The organism is Ancylomarina sp. (assembly GCF_041555295.1).
Taxonomy (GTDB): domain Bacteria; phylum Bacteroidota; class Bacteroidia; order Bacteroidales; family Marinifilaceae; genus Ancylomarina.
Map to the genome: position 1 here is coordinate 1 of NZ_JBFFKR010000384.1, position 2,639 is coordinate 2,639.

General features: G+C 35.1%; 4 protein-coding genes. All 4 read right to left on the minus strand.

From position 1 onward, the window contains the following. A partial coding sequence (locus ABY905_RS16240) for a hypothetical protein (RefSeq protein WP_372645762.1) occupies positions 1–198 on the minus strand: 198 nt, incomplete at its 3' end. Between the two features lie 261 nt (positions 199–459). Next, positions 460–1,053: a porin family protein gene (locus ABY905_RS16245; protein WP_372645764.1), complete on the minus strand. Its 594-nt coding sequence runs from the start codon at positions 1,051–1,053 to the stop codon at positions 460–462. 172 nt (positions 1,054–1,225) lie between these two features. Further along, positions 1,226–1,846, minus strand: coding sequence for a thiamine diphosphokinase (locus ABY905_RS16250; RefSeq protein ID WP_372645766.1), 621 nt, complete (start codon positions 1,844–1,846; stop codon positions 1,226–1,228). 44 nt (positions 1,847–1,890) lie between these two features. Further along, positions 1,891–2,481 carry a nicotinamide riboside transporter PnuC gene (gene pnuC, locus ABY905_RS16255; protein WP_372645767.1) on the minus strand — a complete coding sequence of 197 codons (591 nt, stop codon included), beginning with the start codon at positions 2,479–2,481 and terminating at the stop codon, positions 1,891–1,893. Positions 2,482–2,639 lie beyond the last annotated feature (158 nt).

The following is a 2,639-nucleotide window of genomic DNA, read 5'->3' on the forward strand; positions in this document are numbered from 1 at the left end:
AAGTTCATCTTTTGGATATAATAGAATAAAACCCTCACGTGCACTAACTGTCTGACGTGTATCATGAGTAAATAGAGAATGTACATAGCCACCAAATTTTACTTCAATAGGCTTTTTCTCTTCTGTTGATTGTGCTGACAACAGGTTTGTGCTGCAAAAAAATAGAAGAATAAGGAATAGATAGTTGTTGCGGTTCATAGCAATTGCTTAAAATTTAGATTTGCCGCAAAGATAGGTTTTTTAATGAGAGTTAAAATGTGTTAAAGGAAAGATGTGAGGATGTGAGGATTTGTTGATGTGCTGATGTGTTGATGTGAGGATGTGCTGATGTGAGGATGTGAGGATGTGTTGATTTGAGGATGTGGAAATTTGCGAGAATTATTGGTTTGATCATGAACAAAAAAAAACTCCAAGGATTTTTTTTCCTTAGAGGTTTAGTCGTTATGTTTCTATATCAATTTAGAATGAATAAGAAGCGCCTAACTGAATTACTGAATTATAAGCTTTCCCACCATCTATAACATCAGAATCTGGAACCTTTGATAATCCTCTATTGTATCTAAAATCTAAAGCCAACAGTTCACTTATATCAACAGAAAAACCAATATTTAAACTGAAATCAAAATCATTTGTCTGATCTTTAATATCCCCTGTCTCACTTGACTTATCCAGCTCTGCTTTCACTTCAGCTTTTACCAAAAAACCCAGTTGTGGACCTGCATAAACATGAACTTTACCTGCAGCTCCCAGACTCATCTTTAATAATAATGGAATATTTATATAAGAAGTCTTAATCGTTAAATCAGCATCTTCAGCATCAATTTTCCAGCCTTGTCTAGAATAAAGTAATTCAGGCTGAAAAGATAAACGATCATTCAATGGTGTATTTAAAAATCCACCGAAGTACAAACCTGCCTTCATGTCAGCATTGGCAACATCATCTCCAACTAAAGTAGATAAATTCAAACCAGCTTTTGCTCCAAATTTAAGATCTTGAGCGAAGCCATAAGTCGCCATAAAAACACAAGCAACAATTACTAATAATTTCTTCATAATATTCTATTTATGGTTAATTTTAAATCACCCAAAACTATACATTTTTTTTTGAATTATGATCTATCAAACCTGTCAAGTTATTCCAATACTATCTTCTTGAACAATACATGACGAATGTATTTAAAATCACCATAAGTCAATCAAATTTAATTACTTAAATACGTTAAATTTAATATTCCTGATAGATAATTAGAGAGTCACCTTCGAAATCGATACGAAAGCTATCACCCATCGATTCATTTAAAGTGCCTTGCCACAGCATTTCAAGTTTCTGATTGGTGAGTTCGTAACGAAGATTGGCTGTTGTTATAACAGTTTCTGGTTGAGGGGAGAAAATTGATACTTGTTGACCAATATAGCTATCGAAGTTTCTGGAGCGTATTACGGGCGTAAACGTACCATAATCGGTCAGCATCTTTACTTTCATTTTCTTGGTATAGGATGGGAGAAGAAAAATATTACCTATCATATGATCATCGCGTTCGCCCGTAGCACCCACGATAGTAATATCATTGTATTTGTTAGCTAAACACCAATTTACAGCTTTGGTTAAATCGTTGGTATCCTGATTTGAGAAATGATGAATAATATCCTGATACTTTCGTTTTAAATCATTGGTAAGGGAATCTAAATCACCCACAATAGCATGGGCTTGTATTCCAGCTGACTCTAACTTATTAATCGCGCCATCGCAACATACGATACACTCCGACTTTTTCAGAATATTTAAAGGAATATCATTTATTGGGAAGCTACCATTCGCCAATATAACTGCTGATCTTGATCTCATTTTTTATCCTTTAAACTGATGAGTCACAAAAGTAGCGATTTGCTTTAGATTGCTTTGGACTTAATCAAATCTTTTTTCCACTGGATATAGCCATACAAAGCCAAGACCGTATAAAAGGCAAACAGAATGGCAGTTGGGTACAGCTCCTTATAAAGATATAAGCCCATAGAGACGGCATCAACAATCACCCATACCAACCATTGCTCAAGTATCTTCTGCGCCAGCATCCAAGTGGCTACAATGCTTAAAGCGGTTGTAAAAGAATCCCAGTAAGGTATTGGGGAATCCGTATAATTCACCAAAATAAAAGAGATTGCGATATAGATGAATAAACTTGCCAATAGAAGTTTTAAAAACAGACGCCTACCTAAATTGACGACAGGGAGTTCTTTTTCATTTTGCCCTTTCGATCGCGACCAATGGAACCAACCGTATACGCTTATAAATACATAGTAGAACTGAAGCCCCATGTCGGCATAAAACTTGGCAACAAAAAACACATAGATATACATCACAGCAGAAAATAAACCAACAGGCCAAAGCCATTTACTCTGCTTTATTTCAAAGTATAAGAATATGAAGCCTGAAAGCGTTCCTATTACTTCAACTATGTTTGCACTGATCCAATCTAGCATTGCGTTTTAATATTTAACCAAGCTGAAAGAAATCTCTCAGCTTGGTTGAAGTATTTTATAAATTATTCTTCTTAAAAAGTGAGGCTTAAACCTGCCATAAAGTTCGTTCCTGCTTGAGGGAAATAACCATCCATAGCAAAACGTTCACCTCCATAAAT

Bases quoted from the DNA above. Each gene is read 5' to 3' on its own strand.
- ABY905_RS16250 (WP_372645766.1), bottom strand. From the start codon at position 1,846: ATGAGATCAAGATCAGCAGTTATATTGGCGAATGGTAGCTTCCCAATA.
- ABY905_RS16245 (WP_372645764.1), bottom strand. From the start codon at position 1,053: ATGAAGAAATTATTAGTAATTGTTGCTTGTGTTTTTATGGCGACTTAT.
- pnuC (WP_372645767.1), bottom strand. From the start codon at position 2,481: ATGCTAGATTGGATCAGTGCAAACATAGTTGAAGTAATAGGAACGCTT.